Below are 16,444 nucleotides of genomic sequence, written 5' to 3'. Positions count from 1 at the left end.
ACCTTAGCCCGAACGGTTCAACTTGCGGCGCCCAGCAAAATCAACGCAGTTTGCGCGGGAGAAATCGAACTTTGCATCTGTGCGATCTGAGTTCGGGCGAGATAAGTCTCCGTCAGTTCGGCAATTGCCTCGGCATCGACGAACTGCGAAAGGTTCGGCGAACCAGTCACTCTGCTCAGCTTGTCCCGAAATACGTCCAACTGCTTGTCGATATCCAGCTGCCCAAAGCTTGACGGCAGGCCCAGCGCTGTTTCCATCATGCTGCGCAACGGCGACAGGCTCATCAGATCGTACCACTTCTTGGTCTCGCTTCCGGACTGCCCGGCAAGGTCTTTCAAAGCGTGCTGGGCAAAAAGTGCGATCCGCATGGAGTCGTCGGTTTCTCCGACCGAGCTTTCGAACCGGGCGACGGCATTTTTCTGAGCGATCTTTTCCATGTCAGTGATCAGTGCGGTTTTCCGAACCTCGCCCGGACCCAAGCCGAATGCTTCGGAAAACTCCCTGTATCTGCTGTCAGCCAGGCGGTTCGCAAGGGCGTCATCCGAACTCGTACCGTCTGACAAGACCTTTTGAATGAAGTACCGATTGTCCAGGTCACCTTCCAATCCGAACGCGCCCAACGCGACCTGCAGCAGGCGTCGGTCAGAGACCAGATCTTCTGCCGATCGGACGTTTCGGATGTTTTCCACAAAATACTGCGTGTCCCGGTCATTGACCGCCGAGGTGGAAAAGGCCTGCAACTGGGCGTCATAGGTGCGCTGCAAAAAACGCCACCCCACGATACCCCCAGTTGGAACGACCGGCAGGAATGTCATTGCCGATAGGCCATCAGACGCTCTTCGCGCGGCAGCAACGATCGAAGCGCCTTCAGGCATTTGTAGTACTGCTCGGTCACCAGGGCTTCGGTCGCCTGTGCAAGGACCCGGCGACTGTCGACATCCGTGAAGACCTGGCTCAGTTCCTCGATCCGTCGCAGCAGCTGTTGTTTTGCGTCTCCGGCTTCCAGATCTCCGGACAGGACCAGCTGGGCCGCGTAACACACGCGCCGGACCGGGGTCGTCACTTCGTCGGGATGTATCGCGTCGCGCAATCGAAGGACATTTGCCTCGGGCGTCATGATTGAAAAGCGGGTCCGTCGGTCGCCGTTCTCGATCACTACGCCATTGATCAGAACCCGCTCTTTCGGAGCCAGCTTCAGAACCAGCCCTCCCATTACGCGGTCCCCCGCTGACGCAGCCCGCGCAAAACCGCCAGATTGATTTCAAGCAGCGGCTCGACCCCGGCCTTGCTGGCCAGAACCTCGCCCGTGTGCTGCTCGGTGAACTCGGCCAGATAGAAGATCCGCGCGCGCAGCTCATTCGGCAGTGCATTTTCCGAATCCACGACGCCATTGGCCAGAACGGACCACAAGCGGCGGTTTTCATGCAGGGCCTGAACAAAGCCCGCGAAATCCGAGGCTTTGCGCGCAGCCGCTGCCTTGAGCCGATGCGTGATCTTTGAAATCGCCTCATACTCGGTATCACGCGGGGTTCGCGTCGGAACGGCGGACTGAGCGTATGCCCGTTGTGCAAGCGTTTGCGGGGTCACTTGAAATCCTTTCAAAAGGCCGTCGTATTTGCAGTCACAGCCGGGGCGCGTTGGTCACGCCCCGACCAAGTTTCCGCCTTAGCGGAACAGCGACAGGATCGACTGCGGGGCCTGGTTGGCGATCGACAGCGATTGTGTCGCCAATTGCTGCTGGACCTGCAGGGCCTGCAGACGGGCCGAGGTCTCTTCCATATCGGCGTCCACCAGCGAGCCGATGCCGGATTTGAAAGAGTCAGTCAGGTTCGAGATGAACTCCTTCTGGGTCTCGATCCGCCCTTGCGCCGAACCGAACGCGGCCGACGCGTCAATCGCCGTGTCGATCAAGGTTTCGATCGTGCCCAGTGCTGCGGCAGCGCCGGCACTGGTCGAAACGTCAATCGACGACAGCGCGCCAAGACCTCCAGAACCGGCATTGGTGAACTGGGCCGAAACGGTTACGTCGCGATCTGCGTCAGCACCAGCGGTTGCGGTCCCGGTCACGAAGGACAGGGTGCCCGGCGCGCTAGAGTCATAGTCGATCGCAACACCGGTGATCCCAAGCGCGTCGATCTGGTTCTTCAGTCCAACTGCCACGATGGCATCTGTGTAGGCGGAGTCATAGGTTCCCGAAGGATCCAGATCGCTGGCCTGCACGGTGTATGATGCAACTTTGTCCCCGATGGTGATTGACACCTTGTCTCCGACGGCGAAGTTGTCGGTCGAACTGTCGATCACGATGTCACCGGAACCGCCGGACTTGTCCATTGTGAACCCGGCGGCGTCATTGTCAGTGGTCGCGTTGTCCGAGCCGGCCAGAACGCCCTTGCTGGCATACCCACCGGTCGACAGATCCTGGCTGGCCACCGAAATCGACGACGCGGTCACGTTGCCTGCACTGTCGCGATCCAGCGACGACAGGATCGATGCGGTGCCCGCTGAACCGTCCACAAGATTGAGGCCGTTGAACTGTGCGGCACCGACAACCGATGCGATCTGGTCCCGCAGGGCGGTTACGTCATCGTTGATCTTGCCGCGGTCGACGTTGTCCTCCTGCGCGGCGACGATCTTGTTCTTCATCTGGGTCAGCAGATCGGTCACGGTTTCCGAAGCGTTCCGGGCCACGGCGACAGTCGATTCACCCAGTGCCAGGCTATCCTTGATCGCATTGAAACCGTTGACGTCGGATTCCATCACCTTGGAAATCGCCCATACAGCCGAGTTGTCCTTGGCCGTAGCGACATCCTTACCCGTCGAAATCGCGTTCTGGGTTGCTGCAAGGTTCTTGTTGACCGATTTCAGAGTCTGCAGCGCAACCATCGCGCCGTTGTTTGTCAGAATGCTGGACATGTTTTTCATCCTTTTCCATTCGGGCCTTCTTCGCCCAGTGACGCCCGACCATCATTGGCGGACGTGTTGTCGTTCTGACCTGTGCGAGCTACCGATCGGTGTTCGCGCCACCTTCTTTCGAGGTGCGGGACCACTTTTGGGTCTGATCTCCTAACGGAGTGCTAAGGCGGTCCGACCGAAAAAGACGGATTTGAATCAAACCCGCCGCTAGGCAAGTTTTTCCAGCTTGGGATCCTGACGGACGGCGAAGCCATTGCGTTGCCCGGCCGCGTCATAGGTCGTGAACTCCTGCCGGATTTTTCTGAGTTCAGCCATCCGGTTCATGACCGCCCGAATCCCTTCGGCCGCGCTGTTCAGCAGGCCTTGATTGCGCTCGACCTTCTTGTGCAGCCGAATCAAGTCGTCACTGTCGTGCACCTGCATCTCGTTGAGTGCGCCGATCAGCTTTTCCTTCTGCGGCATCATCTGGCCCAGCCGATCCAGGTCCCCTTCGACCAAAGCCCTGCGCTCGAGATCGAGAACCTCCTCGAGAGCCTTAATCAGTCCTTGCTTGTTCTCAGTCGGCATCGGTCTTCTCCATCATTGCATTGAAAAGGGTTTCCGACAGGCCGATCCCGCCGGATCGGGCCAATTGCCTGGCCTGCTCCTGCAACAGGAAAGACGAGAACTGGTCTTCGCCCGCGCCACCTCCGAAAGCCTGCCGCGCCTTGCCCAGGCCTGCGGCCTTCAGCATTTCGGCTAGAAAAGTTGCCTCAAGCTCGACCGCTGCGGCCTTGAGTCTTTGTTCGGTCATATTGCTGCGCGGTACCGGCGCGAGGTTTGGGATTTCCATCGCCCTCTCCGAAAATTGTTTCGATCTTTGTCGATCAAAGCGAAGAGCGGTTAAAATAAACGTAACTACCTTGAGGGCAGGTTTGGGCCAAACAACCGGAGCCGGAGCAAAATGCCCAACGCCCTGACCATGATGACCAATGTGATTTCCGGCGGAAAGCCGGATTGGGCCGCAAAGTCCGAGCCCCAAACAAAAGGCAACTCTGATTTCGCGGAACTCATGGCCGAAGAAGAGATGCCGAACCTTGAGGCCGAGGCGAAACCTCATCCGGACAGCCGCGCGGGTCCGGAAATCGTGGATGGCGATGAAAACACCGACCCTGACGTCCCGCAAGCCGAACCCGATTTGGCTGAACCGCTGGATTTGCAGGGATCACAACAGGACGCCCGACAGAAAGACACGCCTCTGCCCATGGCAACGCCCGTTGAATTTCTAAAGCGCGAGGCGACGGCGCACGCCACTCTCGGGGTCACTCCGCCGCCGGAGGGGCGCCAGTCAACTGCCGCCGCGGCCATGCGCGCAACAACCTCTGATCCCGATCGCCGATCGCTCGCGGGCGACACGGGCAAGGGAACCGAAGCGCCCGAGCGTGTCGCGAGCACAGCGTCTCAACATGGGTCAGCGGCAAAAGAGCAGTTGAACACCACCGAACCTGGAATGAGTGGAGGGCTGCAGAACCGAAAGGACGAATTGCGCGCTGCAACCGGTAAAGATGCCAGGCGCGACGAGCAGACCACCGGATCGTGGGGGGTGGATCAACGGCCGGCCAAACCTGCGGGCCAAAGAACGGAATCCATCATCCGGGCGCAGATCGTCGGTACATCGGAACGCGCAGCACTGAAGGACCGGATGCCAGAGGACAGTCTGCACGACCGGATGCCAACGCAGGACTTGGGTACGACCCCAGCGCAAAGGGATACAGGCCCGACCAACGGCGCCCCGTTCTCGGGCCGGGCGGAAATTGCGCGGGCGGTCGCCGGGCAAATGGCGGCCACCATCGTCGCAAAGCCGGGAAGCGGAAGCGTGGAAATCGCACTGACTCCGGAAGAGCTGGGCAAAGTTTCGATCAAGGTGACCGGGCGCGAAGACGGGTTGCACATGATGATCGTCGCTGACCGGCCTGAAACCATGGACCTCATGCGTCGGCATATTTCGATCCTGTCAGCCGAATTCAAAGAGATGGGGCTGGGCGATCTTTCCTTTGATCTGGGCACCTCGACGAACCCAGAACAGGACGCTGAGCCACGTGAACGCAGCACATTCATCACCGCGGGGGACCTTGACCCCGCAACCGAAACACCCGCTCGGGCCCGCCCAACCCAGGTGGACCGGGCGTTGGACCTGAGGCTTTGAACCATGATCACCACTGCGGCATCCGCGACACAAACACCTTCAACAGCGCAGCCAACGGGAACCTCGGCAGCGACAGGGCTGACCTCGGACTTCGAGACGTTTCTCATGATGTTGACGGCGCAGGCGCGCAACCAGGATCCTCTGGAGCCCCTGGATTCGTCGGAATATGCGTCGCAACTCGCCCAGTTTTCGATGGTCGAGCAGCAGGTGCAGACCAACGACCTTCTGGCAAACCTCACCGCCGCCCTGAGCAGCGTCAATCTGGATGAGCTGTCCAACTGGATTGGGGTCGATGTTCAGGGGGCAGCCTCCTTCCGGTTTGATGGCCAGCCGCAGACCATATTCACTCAGCCCGACCTGGGCGCGGATGCGTCTGTGCTGGTCATCAAGGATTTTGACGGAACCGAAATCGACCGGGTCTCTGTTCCGGTCTCCGAGACCGAGTTTCTTTGGGCTGGAGTGGATGCATCGGGCAATCCGCTGCCCAACGGCACCTATTCCGCAACGCTGGAAAGCTTTTTGGGGGATGAACTGCTCTCGGCGCGGCCTGCGGCCACCTACAGCCGCGTCGTCGAAGCCCAAGTCGGGGCCGGTGTCGTCATGTTGACCTTGGACAGCGGCGTCGTGATTCCGGCAACCGACGTCGTTGCCGTTCGTACCGGCGCTTGAACTCGGGGGCGCTGCGGGCCAAGGATTGGCCGTCCAGATTCGCAACGCTCCGGTGTCTCAACTGTCCGTTCCAACCGCTCCTCCACCCGGCCTTGCAGACCAACTTGTCGAAAGCGGGTTGATCGCAAAAGACGCCCAGTTCGAAACGCTGTATGGCGGACGCACGAACCAGGTGTGGAAGGTATTGGACGCCGAGCCGGACCGGGTTTTGAAGTTCTATCGGTCTTCCCTTCAAAACCCGCTGTTTCGCAACGACGCCCAACTCGAAGCAGCCTGTCTGCACGCACTTGCTGCGACGGGGTTTGTTCCGCGGCTTCGCGCCTCGGGCAGCTTTGGCCCGGATCGCTGGGTTTTCTATGACCATGCGGCTGGCACTCCGTGGCGAGAAGGGACCGCGCAGGTGGCGAAACTGCTGCATAATCTGCACGCCCGAGAAATCGTGCCAGAGGTCCCTGAGGGATGCAATGGAAGCGTTGATCTCGATCATCACGGCACCCGTATTTTGAACGGTTGCCGCTCGGGACTCAGCGCCGTTCTGGCCGAACGCAAACCCAGGGTCCGGGTGCCGCCGACCCCCCGAGTATGCCTGATCCATGGCGACCCGGTGGCCGGCAACATCCTCGTCTCCTCTGCGGGGCTGACACTGATCGACTGGCAATGCCCGGCGATGGGTGACCCATGCGAGGATCTTGCCCTGTTCCTGTCACCCGCCATGCAGCATCTCTATCGCGGCAAGGCGCTGACCCCCGAGGAAGAGGCTACGTTTCTGTCGGCCTATGACAGCCCGCCGACGGTGCGCCGATACCTCGCGCTGAAGCCCTGGTACAATTGGCGTATGGCTGCCTACTGCCTGTGGCGGGCCGAGAATGGTGCGCCAGCCTATAGGGCCGGGTTTGACCTTGAGGTTGCGGCCCTCTGACCGTGGGCCGTATCACAAATCGGCAAGAGCCATGGCCGCATAAGCCGGTGGCATCAGCAGTCGCCGCCAGCGCCCGAATGGGAACTTTGACGGCGGTTTGGCGATGACGTCCGGAATATTCGCGGGCTCACCCAAAACCAAGCGGGCCAATGCCCGCCCGCAATAGCTGCCCATCGCCACGCCGTTCCCGTGATAGGCCAGACCGGCAAACAAGCCCGGGTGGCCCGGAACCTCCCCGACAAAGGGCAGCAGGTCACGGGTCAGGCAAACCATACCTGACCACATATGAGTTGCCTCAACCTCGGCCCAACCCGGGAACATGCGATCAAAGTCACTGCGTACTTTGCGACGGATCGCAGCTTCGGCGCGCGGAGAGGACATGAGGCCACCTCGCATTCCGAACAGGAACCGGTTGTCCGGCATCAGGCGGAAATAGTGCAGCAGGTTGCGCGTGTCGTACGCCATCTGGCGCGATGTCCACCCCTGTGCCTGCAATTCAGCTTCGGTCAGCGGACGTGTCACCATGACCGTAGACTGTGCAGGCATGTAACGGGCGGCCAACCAGTCGGGCAGATCGTCGCTGGAATAACCGTTGGTGCAGATCAACACCGTCTTGGCCTGGATACGGCCCGCGGGGGTGGTCATCCCGTACCCGGACCCGGCTTTTCTGATGTCCTGAACCGGGCTTTTCGAGAATACTGCGGCACCTTGCGCCTGCGCGGCCCGGGCCAACCCGAACAGGTATTTCTGCGGGTTCAGCCCAAAGCCGACTGGATCGGTATATCCGCCAAAGAAACGGCCCCCCATACCGAGGCGTTCCAAATCCGACGGCTCATGCAGAACCCCACCGCTTTCCGCGCGACGCCGCAGCCGCTCCATCGCGCGCGGGCTGTGCGCCAACTGCGTCTCCCCTTCGGAGTGAACGTCTGCGTCGATCCGAAACCGCTGCAAAAGATCCGCAACCAAGGCGACCGCGTCGGTTTCGGCCTGCGCGTAATCCTGTGCCGCCGAAATCCCATAGCGCCGCGCAAGTGTCGCCGAACCAAGCTTGGACCCTCCTTGGCAGCAAAACCCACCATTGCGCCCAGAAGCACCCCAGCCCGGAGTTTCGGCTTCGAACACGGCGACAGAAACACCGCGTTCGGCGATGTGCAGGGCCGCAGACAATCCGGTGAACCCGCCGCCGACAATCGCAACGTCGGTCGACAAATCACCCGAATGAACGGGCCAGTCAGGCGCCGTAGTGGTTTCATCCCACCAACACCCCTCACGGGGGCCGGGGCCATAGGTATAGGCCGGAAAGATCCGCCTCATTCGGTGCGCGCGGCAGCTTGTTCCTCTTGCCGCTGCCGGACCATCGCGCGTTTCGACACCAGCGAAGCGGTGATCACGCCCACGGTGACCACGGCGATCATGATGGTCGACAGCGCGTTGATTTCCGGGCTGACCCCCAGACGTACGGCCGAGAAAATCTTGATCGGCAGGGTCGTGGCCGAGGGGCCGGACGTGAAGGACGCGATCACCAGGTCATCCAGCGACAGGGTGAAGGCCAGAAGCCACCCCGAGATCACCGCAGGCGCGATGATGGGGAGCGTCACCAACCTGAAGGCCTGCGCCGGCGAGCAGCCCAGATCCAGCGCCGCCTCTTCCAGCGACCGGTCGAACGTCACCAGCCGCGAGGACACCACGACCGAGACGTAGCACATCGAAAAGGTCGTATGCGCCAGCACGATGGTCAGGATGCCTCGGTCCAGCCCGATCCCGATGAACAGCAGCAGCAGCGACAGGCCGGTGATCACCTCGGGCATCACCAGCGGCGCATAGATCATCCCGGAGAACAGCGTACGGCCAAAGAACCGCCCGCCCCGCACCATGACATAGGCTGCCATGGTGCCCAGAATGGTCGCCAGCGTCGACGAGAACACGGCAACGCGAACGGTGACCCAAGCCGCATCCAGAAACGCCTGGTTCTGCATCAGTTCGCCATACCATTTGGTCGAGAACCCAGCCCAGACCGTGACCAGCTTGCTTTCGTTGAAGCTGAAGATGATCAGGATCACCATCGGGATGTACAAAAACGCAAAGCCCAGCGTCAGCGAGACCGTGTTGAACCAGCTCAGCCTGTTCATTGCTCTGCCTCCGCCTGTTTCTGCTGGTTGCGCTGGAACAGCACGATCGGGATCACCAGGATCAGCAGCAGGATCACCGCCACGGCGCTGGCCACCGGCCAGTCGCGGTTCGAGAAGAACTCCTCCCACAAGACCTTGCCGATCATCAGCGTGCCCGACCCGCCCAGCAGCGAGGGGATCACGAATTCACCGATCACCGGAATCATCACCAGGAAGCATCCCGCGATGATGCCTGGGCGCGACAGTGGGATGGTCACCAGCCAGAAGGCCTGCGTGCGCGAACAGCCCAGATCCTCAGCCGCCTCGATCAGCGAGCCGTCCAGCCGATCGAGCGCGGCGTAGATCGGCAGGATCATGAAGGGCAGATAGGTGTAGACGATGCCGATATAGACAGCCGTCTGCGTGTTCAGGATGGTCAGCGGGGTCGAGATGATGCCCGTCCACAGCAGGAACTGGTTCAGGTAGCCTTCGTTCGACAGGATCCCCATCCACGCATAGACGCGGATCAGGAACGAGGTCCAGAACGGCAGGATCACCAGCATCATCAGCGTCGGGCGCCATTCCTCGGGCGCGCGGGCCATGCCATAGGCGATCGGATAGCCGACCAGAAGGGTCAGCACGGTCGCGATCAGCGCGATCTTGACGCTGGACAGGTAGGCTTTCCAGTACAGGTCGTCCTCGGTCAGCCAGACGAAATTCTCGAAATCCAGCTGGCTGAAGAACTCCTTGATCCCGGCCCAGCCCTGCGACAAATCAAGGGTCGGGGTGTAGGGCGGGATCGCAAGCGCGATGTCCGACAGCGAGATCTTCAACACGATGAAGAACGGCACCAGAAACAGGGCCAGCAGCCAGACATAGGGGATGGCGATCAGGACCGCGCGGCGCATCAGTCTGCCAGCAGAACCGCCGCCGTGGCTGTCCAGGACAGCCAGACAGGGTCTTCCCATGTGAAGGACCGGCGCGAGATGCGGCGGGTATTGGCCGTTTGCGCCTTGATGATCGTCCCGTTTGGCAATTCGACATGGTAGGTCGACAGGTTGCCCAGATAGGCAATGTCATGCACCTTGCCCTGCACGGCGTTGACGGCATCGGCGGGACGCTCGGCCGAGATCGTTACCTTTTCCGGCCGGATGGCCAGGTGACAGGCCTGCCCGTTTCCGAAGCTTGCCGCGGACGTGGCGGTCAGAGGCGGCTGGCCCTCGGCCCATTCGATACTGTACGTGCCCTCACCGGCTGCGGTTGCACGGCCTTCGATGATGTTCACGTCCCCGATGAAATCGGCGACATACACCGAGTTCGGGTTTTCGTAGATCCGGTCCGGCGTGGCGACCTGCATCAACTGACCCTGATCCATCACAGCCACCCGGCTGGCCACCGTCATCGCCTCTTCCTGGTCGTGGGTCACGATCACGAAGGTGGTGCCGGTCTTTTCCTGAATGTCCATCAGTTCGAACTGGGTGTCCTGGCGCAACTTTTTGTCCAGTGCACCAAGAGGTTCGTCCAGCAGCAGCAGTTTCGGCGCCTTGGCCAGCGACCGGGCCAGCGCCACGCGCTGACGTTGACCACCGGAAATCTGGTGCGGTTTGCGGCGGGCGAATTTCTCAAGACGGGTCAGGCGCAGCATCTCCTCGACCCGGTCTTCCAGATCATGCTTGGGCATGTTGTCCCGGCGCAGTCCAAAGGCGATATTGTCCCAGACGTTCAGATGGGGAAACAGCGCGTAGGACTGGAACATCATGTTGACCGCCCGCTTGTTCGGCGGAACTGGGTCGATGTCCTGACCACTCAGCATGATGTGGCCTTCGGTGGGTTTCTCGAACCCCGCCAGCATCCGCATCATCGTCGTCTTGCCGCAACCCGACGGCCCCAGCAAAGCAAAGAATTCCCGCTCGAAGATGTCCAGCGACAGATTGTCGATGGCAGTAAAGTCCCCGAATCGCTTGGTCACATTTTTGAACTGGATCAAGGGTTTCGCCTGCGGATCTTCCCACGGCGCAAAGACGGTAGAGTTCAAATCGGCCCCCGTAAGTCAGCCTGTACAGGTAGTGCGCAAGGCAGAACCATTCTGCCTTGCGCAATCATTTCGGATCAGGTGCCCGATTTGATCTTGGTCCACAGGCGGGTCACGACCCGCTGCGTTTTGGCCGGGTAAGGCGTGGTGATGTAGAGGTTTTGCATCGTGGCATCATCCGGGTAGATCGCCGGATCGCCGATCACGTCTTCTTCCAGAAACTCCTGCGACGCCTTGTTGCCGTTGGCGTAGTAGACGTAGTTCGACGCCGCCGCCATGTTGTTGGCATCCAGGATGAAGTTCAGGAATTTATGCGCGCCGTCCGGGTTGGGTGCATCCACCGGAATGGCCATCTGGTCGAACCACATCAGCGAGCCTTCGGCAAACGGATGGTATTCGATGGTCACACCGTTGTCGGCCTCATCCGCCCGATCGCGGGCCTGCAGAATGTCGCCCGACCAGCCCACGGCCACGCAGATGTCGCCATTGGCCAGTGCATTGATGTATTCCGAGCTGTGGAACTTCTGGATGTAGGGACGCACGCCCATCAGCACTTCTTCGGTCTTGGCGATCACGTCGGTGTCATGGCTGTCCGGGTCTTCGCCAATGTACTGGAGTACCATGGGAATGATCTCGGACGGCGCGTCCAGGAAATGGACGCCGCATGAGGCCAGCTTTTCCATGTTCTCAGGCTTCAGCACCAGGTCCATGCTGTTCAAGGGCGCATCGTCGCCCAGCACTTCCTTGACCTTGTCGACATTAACGCCCAGCCCCGTGGTGCCCCACATGTAGTTGATCGAATAGGCGTTGTCCGGGTCATATCCGGCCGTACGTTCCTGGATCACATCCCAGAGGTTAACCGCATTGGGCAGCTTGGACATGTCCAGTTTCTGGAAGGCTCCAGCCTGGATCTGGCGCTGAAGGAAGGTGCCCGACGGCACCACCACATCGTAACCGGATCCCCCGGCCAGCATCTTGGTTTCCAGAACCTCGTTGCTGTCGAACACGTCGTAGATCAGGGTCAGACCCGTCTCTTCCTGGAATTTGCTCAGCAACTCCTCGTCGATGTAGTCCGACCAGTTGTATACGCGCACCTCTTCCGCAACAGCGGCCGACGTCCCCAATGCGACAATTGCCGTCATCGTCAGCGTTTTGATTTTCATTTTCTTCTCCCTGCAAGTGTACGGGCATTTTCCCGTTTTTTTGGATTTGATCAAGTTTTGCGTTTTCCCTCGATACGTCGTATGGTTTCACGGGGCAAGAAACCTGACAAGCCGGGAGCATTGGGATCGGGGTGAACCAATTGGATTTGATCAAAAATAAGGCATCTGCTGCAGTGACCCAGACCGAAAAACGACCAGCACATGAACAGGTGTACCAGACACTGAAGTCGCAGATCATGTTCGGCGATCTGGTGCCGGGGCAACCGGTCACGATCCAGGGCCTGACCGATTCGCTGGGCGTGGGCATGACCCCGGTGCGCGAGGCCATCCGGCGCCTGATCTCGGACGGTGCGCTGATCTTTCAGGGCAACCGGCGGGTCAGCGTTCCCCTGCTGACCGCAACAGATGTCGAACAGATGATTTTCGCCAGAAATGCTGTAGAATCAGAGCTTTCCCGGCGCGCAGCAGTCAACATGACCACGGCGGATATCGACCAGCTTGAAAAGATCGACGAACAGCTGGATCGCACGATCGCCGACGGGGACGTTGGCGGCTATCTTCGCCTGAACCATGCATTCCACGAAAAACTCTATGACCACGCCGGTGCGCCGATTCTAAAGGATCTGGCCGAGCGCCTGTGGCTGCGATTCGGGCCGTCCTTGCGCGTCGTCTGCGGGCGCTTCGGCACCCAGAGCCTTCCGGACCGGCACAAGGACATCATCGATGCTTTGCGCGCCAGCGACGCTGAAAAAGTCGCAAAAGCAACGACCCAGGATATCGAACAGGGCATGGAACTGATGGCCGAGGCGCTGGCGACCGAATAGGTCAGCGCGATTCGATTGACAGAAAAAAATTTGATCATATTGTGACGGCAACCGCTGTTGCAGGAGTAGAGACCGATGTCGACCATCACCAACCACATGCCGACCGCCGAATTGCAGGCCCTGGACGCGGCGCATCACCTTCACCCGTTTTCGGCCAACGGCGCACTGGGCAAGGAAGGCGCGCGCGTCATCACCCGAGCCAAGGGCGTCTATCTGACCGACAGCGAGGGCGAAGAGATCCTGGATGCCATGGCCGGCCTGTGGTGCGTGAACGTCGGCTATGGCCGCGACGAACTGGCCGAAGTGGCGGCGCGCCAGATGCGCGAACTGCCCTACTACAACACCTTCTTCAAAACGACCCATGTCCCGGCGATCGCGCTGGCGGCCAAGCTGGCCGAACTGGCACCGGGTGACCTGAATCATGTCTTCTTCGCCGCCGGCGGGTCCGAGGCCAATGACACCAACATCCGTCTGGTCCGCACTTATTGGGCGGAAAAGGGTCACCCCAACAAGAGCATCATCATCAGCCGCCACAACGCCTATCACGGGTCGACCGTCGGGTCGGCCTCGCTGGGCGGCATGGCCGGCATGCACGCGCAGGGCGGCATCCCGATCCCGAACGTCCACCACATCAACCAGCCCAACTGGTGGGCCGAGGGCGGCGACATGACGCCCGAAGAGTTCGGTCTGGCCCGCGCACGCGAGCTGGAAGAGGCGATCTTGGAACTGGGCGAAGACCGCGTTGCCGCCTTCATCGCCGAGCCGGTCCAGGGTGCGGGCGGCGTGATCGTCGCGCCCGACACCTACTGGCCGGAAATCCAGCGCATCTGCGACAAGTACGACATCCTGCTGATCGCCGACGAGGTGATCTGCGGCTTTGGTCGAACCGGCAACTGGTTCGGCTCGCAGACCATGAACATCCGCCCGCATATCATGACCATCGCCAAAGGGCTCAGCTCGGGCTATGCGCCCATCGGCGGCTCGATCGTCAATGACGAGATTGCCGAGGTGATCGGCGGGACCGAGTTCAACCACGGCTATACCTATTCGGGCCACCCCGTCGCGGCGGCCGTCGCGCTGGAAAACCTGCGCATTCTGGAAGAAGAAAAGATCGTCGAGCATGTGCGCGATGTCGCGGCCCCCTATCTGAAACAGAAATGGGAGGCGCTGGTCGAGCACCCGCTGGTGGGCGAAGCCAAGATTGTGGGCATGATGGCCTCGATCGCGCTGACGCCGGACAAGGCCAGCCGGGCCAAGTTCGCCTCCGATCCGGGCACGGTCGGGTACATCTGCCGCGATCGCTGCTTTGCCAACAACCTTATCATGCGCCATGTGGGCGACCGGATGATCATCTCGCCGCCGCTGATCCTGACCCCGGCAGATATCGACGAGATGTTCGTGCGCATTTACAAGTCGCTGGACGAGGCGCAGGCTGAGATCATCGCCCAAGGCTTGATGAAAGCGGCCTCGTGATCTCAGGAAAAAATCGCAAACGGGCGGTCCGGTAGGGCCGCCCTTTTTCGTTCAGCGCATCCGTTCCAGCAATTGCACGGTTGCGTACCCATCCGGCAAAAGACCACGCGCCATCTGATAGGCCCGCAGCGCATTGATGGTGTTCGGACCGATCCGCCCGTCGATGGCCTGCGTGTCGAACCCGGCCAGGGTCAGGCGCAGCTGCAGTTCCTTGCGTTCGGCAAAGCTCAGCACCCGTTCGCCGCGCGGCCAGCTTGCGCGGAACGGACCCTGCCCGGTCAGCCGGTCCGACAGGTGTCCGATGCCGATCACATAGGCATCGGCGCCGTTGTAGCGCTCGATCACGCTGAAATTGTCAAAGATCATCAGGGCCACGCCACCGCTGCCGGCCGGCAGCAGGATCGAGGCGAGTCCAAAATCTGCGATGCCACCGCCGTTTGCAGCGCGGACGCCGCGTGCGGCCCATTCCGAGGGCAGCAGACTAACGTCCCGACTGGCGCTGGCATAGTCGAAACCTTTCGGCAAACGCACCTCGACCGCCCAGGGCTGACCTTTGGTCCACCCGAACTTGGCAAGGTAGGCGGCAGCGGACGCAAGCGCATCCGTAGGATCGTCCGACCAGATGTCACGGCGTCCGTCGCCGTCGAAGTCAACCGCATGCTCCAGGTATGAGGTCGGCATGAATTGCGTGTGCCCCATGGCACCCGCCCAACTGCCCGTCATTCGGTCCGAGGTGATGTCGCCGGCCTGCACGATTTGCAATGCCGCCAGCAACTGCGTTTCAAAAAACTGCGCACGCCGCCCGTCATGGGCAAGCGTTGCAAGCGATCGGATTGTCTGACTGCTGCCCCGATACGTGCCGTAGGACGTTTCCAGCCCCCAGACCGCGACCACCACCTCTTTTTCGACCCCGTACCGGGCTTCGATCCGGTCCAGCGTATCGTTGTACCGCACCAGCGCCTTGCGCCCATTCGCGATGCGCAGGTCTGACACGGCCGAATCCAGATACTCCCAGATCGGTTTCGAAAACTCGGCCTGACTGCGATCGCGCTTGATGGCGTCGGTGTCATAGGTCAGGCCGGACAATGACCGGTCCAGGACCTGTGGCCGGATACCTGCCGCAACTGCCCGGTGCCGGAAGGCGTTCAACCAGGTCTCGAAGCTGGTGTTGCCTTCGACGACCACCCGGTGCATGCCCGTGGTCGGCCTTGGCACCGGCCGGATCGAAACCGTCAGATCGGCCGACGCCAACTGGATCGAATCCAGCGCCGGTCTGATCTGTGGTCGTTTGGTTGTATTCGAAGTCTCCGCCTGCAAGATGGATGCCCAAAACGCGGCGGCCACAAAGCCACACACATATTTCATGATTCAGGTTTTCCTGATTACTGCTCGCGGACAGGGTACCCCAGATTGCGCAAATCACAAAGCGCTCAAGACTGGCTCTCTTGATCTTTTGCTTCACGCTCGGCCCGGATTTTGGCCAGCGCCTCGCGCAGTAAAGGTACCCGGTTGGGGCGGAAACTGTCCTCGGTGACGGACATTGAACGCATCCGGTCCAACCGAAACACGCGAAAATCCCGCCTCAGATGGCACCAACTGAGAAGCACGCTGGCATGATCCATGTACACGATGCTCAGTGGGCTCACGCGGCGCTGCGTGTCTTCACCTTTCGCGTCGGTATAGTCGAACTCGACCACACGCTCGTCCCACGTCGCCTGCCGCAGGTCGGCAACTTCTATGCTGGGTGCGGCGGGACGGTCGAACCGGGTGGCGGTCAGGACTGCGTGGCTTAGGCGGTGTGATTGGCGGTGGGGCAGCCGGCCCTGCAATTTGCGTAGTGCCGCGCCAGCGGCGTCGGACAGAGCCGGGTCTCCGATCAGTTGCACCTCGCGCAGGCCAAGAACCAGCGCCTCCAACTCGTCATCGGTGAATCCCAGCGGCGGCAGTGTCGCGTCTTCGATCAGGGTAAACCCGAACCCGGCCTCGCCATCAATGACTGCACCGAGACCACGCAGGGCGTCGATGTCGCGATGCACCGTGCGGGCCGAAACCCCCAGATCCTGCGCCAACTGCGCCGAGGTCTTGGGCGACGGGCCAGACCGCAAGGCCTGCATCAATTGGAACAGTCGGGCGGTTCGGGACATGATGTCATTCAATC

General features: G+C 60.8%; 18 protein-coding genes. 5 read left to right on the top strand and 13 right to left on the bottom strand.

Annotated features, from left to right (window positions below):
* Positions 1-17: 17 nt before the first annotated feature.
* The 6 genes from ACR0IR_RS12960 to ACR0IR_RS12935 all read right to left on the bottom strand — a co-directional run bounded on the left by ACR0IR_RS12960 (position 18) and on the right by ACR0IR_RS12935 (position 3,745).
* Entirely contained in the window at positions 18-779 is a 762-nt protein-coding gene (locus ACR0IR_RS12960; RefSeq protein ID WP_367647673.1) for a DUF1217 domain-containing protein, read from the bottom strand.
* A gap of 32 nt (positions 780-811) precedes the next feature.
* A complete protein-coding gene (gene flbT / locus ACR0IR_RS12955; RefSeq protein ID WP_170341263.1) occupies positions 812-1,213 on the bottom strand; it encodes a flagellar biosynthesis repressor FlbT in 402 nt (133 codons plus the stop codon).
* Positions 1,213-1,587 (bottom strand): flagellar biosynthesis regulator FlaF, encoded by a 375-nt coding sequence (gene flaF / locus ACR0IR_RS12950; RefSeq protein ID WP_170364223.1) that lies wholly within the window; start codon positions 1,585-1,587, stop codon positions 1,213-1,215. The genes flbT and flaF overlap by 1 nt, the downstream gene beginning before the upstream one ends.
* A 78-nt stretch (positions 1,588-1,665) precedes the next feature.
* Positions 1,666-2,913, bottom strand: coding sequence for a flagellin (locus ACR0IR_RS12945; RefSeq protein ID WP_170364222.1), 1,248 nt, complete (start codon positions 2,911-2,913; stop codon positions 1,666-1,668).
* Positions 2,914-3,120: 207 nt separating this feature from the next.
* Positions 3,121-3,480, bottom strand: coding sequence for a flagellar biosynthesis protein FlgN (locus ACR0IR_RS12940; protein ID WP_170364221.1), 360 nt, complete (start codon positions 3,478-3,480; stop codon positions 3,121-3,123).
* Positions 3,470-3,745: a rod-binding protein gene (locus tag ACR0IR_RS12935; RefSeq protein WP_170364220.1), complete on the bottom strand. Its 276-nt coding sequence runs from the start codon at positions 3,743-3,745 to the stop codon at positions 3,470-3,472. The genes ACR0IR_RS12940 and ACR0IR_RS12935 overlap by 11 nt, the downstream gene beginning before the upstream one ends.
* 111 nt (positions 3,746-3,856) lie before the next feature.
* On the opposite strand from ACR0IR_RS12935, the gene ACR0IR_RS12930 reads away from it, so the two are divergent.
* From ACR0IR_RS12930 to ACR0IR_RS12920, 3 genes are read left to right on the top strand one after another with little or no spacing between them, the layout of a single operon-like run.
* The gene (locus ACR0IR_RS12930) at positions 3,857-5,098 is read left to right on the top strand and encodes a flagellar hook-length control protein FliK (RefSeq protein ID WP_170364219.1); all 1,242 of its coding nucleotides are present in this window, start codon (positions 3,857-3,859) and stop codon (positions 5,096-5,098) included.
* A gap of 3 nt (positions 5,099-5,101) precedes the next feature.
* The gene (locus ACR0IR_RS12925; protein ID WP_170364218.1) at positions 5,102-5,767 is read left to right on the top strand and encodes a flagellar hook capping FlgD N-terminal domain-containing protein; all 666 of its coding nucleotides are present in this window, start codon (positions 5,102-5,104) and stop codon (positions 5,765-5,767) included.
* A gap of 25 nt (positions 5,768-5,792) precedes the next feature.
* Positions 5,793-6,686 carry a phosphotransferase gene (locus ACR0IR_RS12920; protein WP_480779123.1) on the top strand — a complete coding sequence of 298 codons (894 nt, stop codon included), beginning with the start codon at positions 5,793-5,795 and terminating at the stop codon, positions 6,684-6,686.
* Between the two features lie 12 nt (positions 6,687-6,698).
* Here the strand turns inward: ACR0IR_RS12920 and ACR0IR_RS12915 are convergent, their stop codons facing one another.
* The 5 genes from ACR0IR_RS12915 to ACR0IR_RS12895 all read right to left on the bottom strand — a co-directional run bounded on the left by ACR0IR_RS12915 (position 6,699) and on the right by ACR0IR_RS12895 (position 11,989).
* A complete protein-coding gene (locus ACR0IR_RS12915; protein ID WP_170364217.1) occupies positions 6,699-8,000 on the bottom strand; it encodes an NAD(P)/FAD-dependent oxidoreductase in 1,302 nt (433 codons plus the stop codon).
* Positions 7,997-8,815: an ABC transporter permease gene (locus ACR0IR_RS12910; protein ID WP_005980381.1), complete on the bottom strand. Its 819-nt coding sequence runs from the start codon at positions 8,813-8,815 to the stop codon at positions 7,997-7,999. Before ACR0IR_RS12910 ends, ACR0IR_RS12915 begins: the two co-directional genes overlap by 4 nt.
* Complete coding sequence (locus ACR0IR_RS12905) at positions 8,812-9,702, bottom strand: ABC transporter permease subunit (RefSeq protein WP_170364216.1); 891 nt, start codon at positions 9,700-9,702, stop codon at positions 8,812-8,814. Before ACR0IR_RS12905 ends, ACR0IR_RS12910 begins: the two co-directional genes overlap by 4 nt.
* Positions 9,702-10,829, bottom strand: a complete 1,128-nt coding sequence (locus ACR0IR_RS12900; RefSeq protein ID WP_170364215.1) for an ABC transporter ATP-binding protein — start codon at positions 10,827-10,829, stop codon at positions 9,702-9,704. The genes ACR0IR_RS12905 and ACR0IR_RS12900 overlap by 1 nt, the downstream gene beginning before the upstream one ends.
* A 74-nt stretch (positions 10,830-10,903) precedes the next feature.
* A complete protein-coding gene (locus ACR0IR_RS12895; protein ID WP_170341249.1) occupies positions 10,904-11,989 on the bottom strand; it encodes a polyamine ABC transporter substrate-binding protein in 1,086 nt (361 codons plus the stop codon).
* Between the two features lie 140 nt (positions 11,990-12,129).
* On the opposite strand from ACR0IR_RS12895, the gene ACR0IR_RS12890 reads away from it, so the two are divergent.
* Positions 12,130-12,813, top strand: a complete 684-nt coding sequence (locus tag ACR0IR_RS12890; protein ID WP_093964408.1) for a GntR family transcriptional regulator — start codon at positions 12,130-12,132, stop codon at positions 12,811-12,813.
* 75 nt (positions 12,814-12,888) lie between these two features.
* Entirely contained in the window at positions 12,889-14,286 is a 1,398-nt protein-coding gene (locus ACR0IR_RS12885; RefSeq protein ID WP_170364214.1) for an aspartate aminotransferase family protein, read from the top strand.
* A gap of 51 nt (positions 14,287-14,337) precedes the next feature.
* Here the strand turns inward: ACR0IR_RS12885 and ACR0IR_RS12880 are convergent, their stop codons facing one another.
* Entirely contained in the window at positions 14,338-15,651 is a 1,314-nt protein-coding gene (locus ACR0IR_RS12880; RefSeq protein ID WP_170364213.1) for a lytic murein transglycosylase, read from the bottom strand.
* A 65-nt stretch (positions 15,652-15,716) separates the two neighbouring features.
* Positions 15,717-16,430: a helix-turn-helix transcriptional regulator gene (locus tag ACR0IR_RS12875; protein WP_170364212.1), complete on the bottom strand. Its 714-nt coding sequence runs from the start codon at positions 16,428-16,430 to the stop codon at positions 15,717-15,719.
* Positions 16,431-16,444 lie beyond the last annotated feature (14 nt).

The organism is Ruegeria sp. CF2, from assembly GCF_056537385.1.
This window is presented reverse-complemented; position numbering and strand designations above follow the sequence as displayed.

What these genes read in the sequence shown, in the direction of transcription:
- flbT (WP_170341263.1), bottom strand. Translation starts at nt 1,213, where the DNA reads ATGGGAGGGCTGGTTCTGAAGCTGGCTCCGAAAGAGCGGGTTCTGATC.
- ACR0IR_RS12945 (WP_170364222.1), bottom strand. Translation starts at nt 2,913, where the DNA reads ATGTCCAGCATTCTGACAAACAACGGCGCGATGGTTGCGCTGCAGACT.
- ACR0IR_RS12940 (WP_170364221.1), bottom strand. Translation starts at nt 3,480, where the DNA reads ATGCCGACTGAGAACAAGCAAGGACTGATTAAGGCTCTCGAGGAGGTT.
- ACR0IR_RS12935 (WP_170364220.1), bottom strand. Translation starts at nt 3,745, where the DNA reads ATGGAAATCCCAAACCTCGCGCCGGTACCGCGCAGCAATATGACCGAA.
- ACR0IR_RS12930 (WP_170364219.1), top strand. Translation starts at nt 3,857, where the DNA reads ATGCCCAACGCCCTGACCATGATGACCAATGTGATTTCCGGCGGAAAG.
- ACR0IR_RS12925 (WP_170364218.1), top strand. Translation starts at nt 5,102, where the DNA reads ATGATCACCACTGCGGCATCCGCGACACAAACACCTTCAACAGCGCAG.
- ACR0IR_RS12915 (WP_170364217.1), bottom strand. Translation starts at nt 8,000, where the DNA reads ATGAGGCGGATCTTTCCGGCCTATACCTATGGCCCCGGCCCCCGTGAG.
- ACR0IR_RS12910 (WP_005980381.1), bottom strand. Translation starts at nt 8,815, where the DNA reads ATGAACAGGCTGAGCTGGTTCAACACGGTCTCGCTGACGCTGGGCTTT.
- ACR0IR_RS12905 (WP_170364216.1), bottom strand. Translation starts at nt 9,702, where the DNA reads ATGCGCCGCGCGGTCCTGATCGCCATCCCCTATGTCTGGCTGCTGGCC.
- ACR0IR_RS12895 (WP_170341249.1), bottom strand. Translation starts at nt 11,989, where the DNA reads ATGAAAATCAAAACGCTGACGATGACGGCAATTGTCGCATTGGGGACG.
- ACR0IR_RS12885 (WP_170364214.1), top strand. Translation starts at nt 12,889, where the DNA reads ATGTCGACCATCACCAACCACATGCCGACCGCCGAATTGCAGGCCCTG.
- ACR0IR_RS12880 (WP_170364213.1), bottom strand. Translation starts at nt 15,651, where the DNA reads ATGAAATATGTGTGTGGCTTTGTGGCCGCCGCGTTTTGGGCATCCATC.
- ACR0IR_RS12875 (WP_170364212.1), bottom strand. Translation starts at nt 16,430, where the DNA reads ATGTCCCGAACCGCCCGACTGTTCCAATTGATGCAGGCCTTGCGGTCT.